Consider the following 2,978-nt stretch of genomic DNA (forward strand, 5'->3'; position numbering starts at 1 on the left):
ATGGGGAGGACCCGCGTGAGGTTCGCGCAGCAGGATCTGAAGAACTACTGGCTCGGGGGCAGGCTTCCCCGTCGGGTTCCACCCGAGGTCAAGAAGAGACTGAGCATGAAGTTGGCCACGTTGGCGGCGGTGACATCTTTGGATCAACTGCGGATACCGCCGTCCAACAACCTCGAGAAGCTGCGGGGGGGACTGGGACGGCTATTTCAGTATCCGGGTGAATCACCAGTACAGGATCGTTTTCCGATGGACCGAGGAAGGACCGGACGATGTCGACATCACCGACTACCACCAATAACCATCCGCACCCGGGCGAGTGGCTCGTCACTGAGATGCTGGAACCGATGGGCATCAGCCAGTACCGGTTGGCGAAGGACCTGCACGTCGCGGAGTCCCAGATTTCGCGGATCGTGCGTGGCCAGGCGGGGATCACTGCACCGATGGCGCTGAAGCTGGAGGCCTATTTCGGGCTGGACGCCAGGTTCTGGCTGAACTTGCAGTACAACTACGACCTTGCCGAGGCCCGGGCCACGGTGGACACCGCGGACATTACCCCGCATTCAGCGGCCTGATGCCGGTGTTTGCATCCCCGGATCCGGCCGTCGCTGCCACGGACGGGCAGATACGGTGACGCAAACGCTGATCCGCGACAGGTGCGCATCGAGGGGGCGGTCAAAGTGCTGAGAACCACCCGGTCGACGCGCACCTGGGCGGCCGAGGGGTGGTTCGGGGACTCACTGAGGGAACTGAGGCTACTGTGCCTACTCGGTGCCTACTTCGTGGCGTCCTCCAGCAGCGGGACCAGCAGGTCGAGGGCGTGCAGCATGGAGGCCGGGGTGCCCAGGGAGATCGCTGCCCCCACCTCCTCATCGGTGACGAAGGCGCGGCCGTCCTGCACCGCGGTGAGGCCCTTCCAGGCCGGGTCGTTGGCGAGATCGTCGGCGGAGACCATGACCGGGAAGCCGACCACCACATCGGAGTCGGCCTGGTCCACGTTCTCCTCGGACAGGGTCACGTAGAAGGTGTCCTTGGCCTGGTCCTGGATGGTCTGGTTCGACTGGAAACCGAGCGCGGCCAGCAGATCGGCGCGGGCGTCCCCGGTCACGTAGGCACCCCACTCCGTGGCGGTCTTGGTGAGCACGGTGGCGGTCTCCTCCGACCATTCCGGGTGGGCGTCCTTCACGTCGGCGATCTTGTCGTCGACCGAGGTCACCAGTTCCTCGCCCTTGGCGGACTCGCCGAGGGCGGTGGAGATCGTCTCCGTCTGCTCATTCCACGGGATAACCCAGTTCTCGCTGCCCTCCGGACCGGACACGGTCGGGGCGATGGCGGAGAGCTTGTCGTAGGTCTCCTCGTCACCGGCGGCGCGGACGTTGAGGATGAGGTCCGGTTCCAGGGCGGCAATCTTCTCGAAGTCGGGTTCCAGGGTGCCGATCTGCTCCGGGGCATCGTCGTAGGACGCCTCGGCCCAGGGGCTCAGCCCGTCATCGCCGAAGTCGAGCCAGTCGCTCACACCGACCGGCTGGACGCCCAGCTCAGTGGCGATCTCGGCGTCGCCCCAGCCCAGGGCGACGACCGTGGTCCGGGCCTCGGGGATCTCCACCTCGCCGAACTTGGTGTCGATGGAGACGGGGAAGGAGTCGGTGGCGGAACCTGCCGAGCCGGAGGAGGACGACGAGGAGGTGTCGTCGTCATCGTCGTCAGAGGAGCAGGCGGCCAGTGAAACGGCGGTGGCGAGGGCGAGGGCAGCGGCGGACACGCGCCGGATTCTGGAAGTCATGCAGGTGAGCCTACCGTTACCTCGCGGAACTGAATAGCCCCCGTTCGCGGAGGTTAAATACTATATAAATGGATATAATATTACACTCCTATATTGGGGTATTGGAAGTCCTATCTGTGGTTGCTTAGGTAATTGCTGTTGCTGGTCACAGGGGCTGGGGGAGGGGTCCGGCGGGTCAAGATTGTTCGCTCTTTGACTGAGAATTGGATTCGATCTATGGTCAATTAATCGCACGATATGCGATGGACATTGTCATGCAAACAGGGAAAGGATCTATGCTTCGCGTCACGAAGTTGGCAAAAAACGCACTAGTGATGGGAATGGTGGCCGCGCTTGCGGTTCCAGCCTCGTCGGCAGTGGCTCAGACAGAGGACAGAGTAGGAGATGCATTCTGTTCGGTTGATGTCAAGAGTGTTGAATCTGCCGAAGTCGATGCCCGCCAGGCTGAGCAGCTGGGCGCTGATGCACACTTCGAGGAGCTTGCAGCGGAGGCCGGGATACAGCCAAGTACCGCAGCAGAACAGGCCGCTCCCTATCTGACGGATGAAGAGGTTCGCCTGGTCTTGGACGGACTTCAGAGCAATGCCAGTGTGGACGCGGTCGGCAACCAGGCGATCTGGGACCTCAAATGTGGAAAGGCGATCGCCGGGTATGCCCTCTACAAGGCACAGGGTTGGCTTGTCTGTGGGCCGATGGGCCTCGCCAACCCACTCGCAGGCCTGGTCTGTAAGCTCATTACCGGAGCGGCTGGGGGCAAGGTCGACTTCAATCAGCTCTGCGACTAGGGGCGCAGGGTGACGTTCTGGCAGTTTCTCACCACCGGGGTGAAGAGTGAGGACCGGCGGTACCGGACATACCTGTACGTCACTGAGATCCTCACAACACTCGTGGCTGCGGCGAGTGGTGCGCTCGGATGGTTCATCGGTGGGGGGAACATCGTCGTTGTCATTGCCGTGATGACTGCAGCCTTGGTGGTCACCGTCGCTGCGAGCTATCTCGCCTTCCGTCGGCATGATCGAGACCGTCCCCCGCGTTAGACTCGGTCACCATGGGAACACCTGCGTTCATCACCGAACTCCGCGAACACGTCGGCCATGCCGAACTGTGGGTGCCGGGCGTCACCGCGATCGTCGTCAAGGACGTCGCCCCGGACGCCCCCGCCTTCGCCACCCCGGAGGTCCTGCTGGTCAGGCGCGCG

Annotated in this window: 5 protein-coding genes and 1 pseudogene; 5 read left to right on the top strand and 1 reads right to left on the bottom strand. The window is 63.0% G+C overall.

Annotated elements, in window-relative coordinates:
• Positions 1-217 precede the first annotated feature (217 nt).
• Together QZV72_RS14450 and QZV72_RS14455 are read left to right on the top strand one after the other, a co-directional pair.
• Positions 218-298: a hypothetical protein gene (locus QZV72_RS14450; protein ID WP_297009424.1), complete on the top strand. Its 81-nt coding sequence runs from the start codon at positions 218-220 to the stop codon at positions 296-298.
• A complete protein-coding gene (locus tag QZV72_RS14455; RefSeq protein ID WP_297009416.1) occupies positions 270-572 on the top strand; it encodes a HigA family addiction module antitoxin in 303 nt (100 codons plus the stop codon). Before QZV72_RS14450 ends, QZV72_RS14455 begins: the two co-directional genes overlap by 29 nt.
• Positions 573-772: 200 nt before the next feature.
• Here QZV72_RS14455 and QZV72_RS14460 read toward each other — a convergent pair whose 3' ends face one another.
• Positions 773-1,780 (bottom strand): iron-siderophore ABC transporter substrate-binding protein, encoded by a 1,008-nt coding sequence (locus QZV72_RS14460; RefSeq protein ID WP_297009418.1) that lies wholly within the window; start codon positions 1,778-1,780, stop codon positions 773-775.
• Between the two features lie 275 nt (positions 1,781-2,055).
• Here QZV72_RS14460 and QZV72_RS14465 point away from each other — a divergent pair, with 275 nt between their 5' ends.
• The 3 genes and pseudogenes from QZV72_RS14465 to QZV72_RS14475 all read left to right on the top strand — a co-directional run.
• A complete protein-coding gene (locus tag QZV72_RS14465; RefSeq protein WP_297009420.1) occupies positions 2,056-2,565 on the top strand; it encodes a hypothetical protein in 510 nt (169 codons plus the stop codon).
• Between the two features lie 9 nt (positions 2,566-2,574).
• Positions 2,575-2,817, top strand: coding sequence for a hypothetical protein (locus QZV72_RS14470; RefSeq protein WP_297009422.1), 243 nt, complete (start codon positions 2,575-2,577; stop codon positions 2,815-2,817).
• A gap of 11 nt (positions 2,818-2,828) precedes the next feature.
• A pseudogene (locus tag QZV72_RS14475) lies at positions 2,829-2,978 on the top strand (DNA mismatch repair protein MutT); the annotation flags it as partial.

Source organism: uncultured Corynebacterium sp., assembly GCF_902782855.1.
GTDB lineage: Bacteria > Actinomycetota > Actinomycetes > Mycobacteriales > Mycobacteriaceae > Corynebacterium.

Coding starts and splice junctions, on each gene's coding strand:
- QZV72_RS14460 (WP_297009418.1), bottom strand. CDS start 1,780: ATGACTTCCAGAATCCGGCGCGTGTCCGCCGCTGCCCTCGCCCTCGCC.
- QZV72_RS14455 (WP_297009416.1), top strand. CDS start 270: ATGTCGACATCACCGACTACCACCAATAACCATCCGCACCCGGGCGAG.
- QZV72_RS14465 (WP_297009420.1), top strand. CDS start 2,056: ATGCTTCGCGTCACGAAGTTGGCAAAAAACGCACTAGTGATGGGAATG.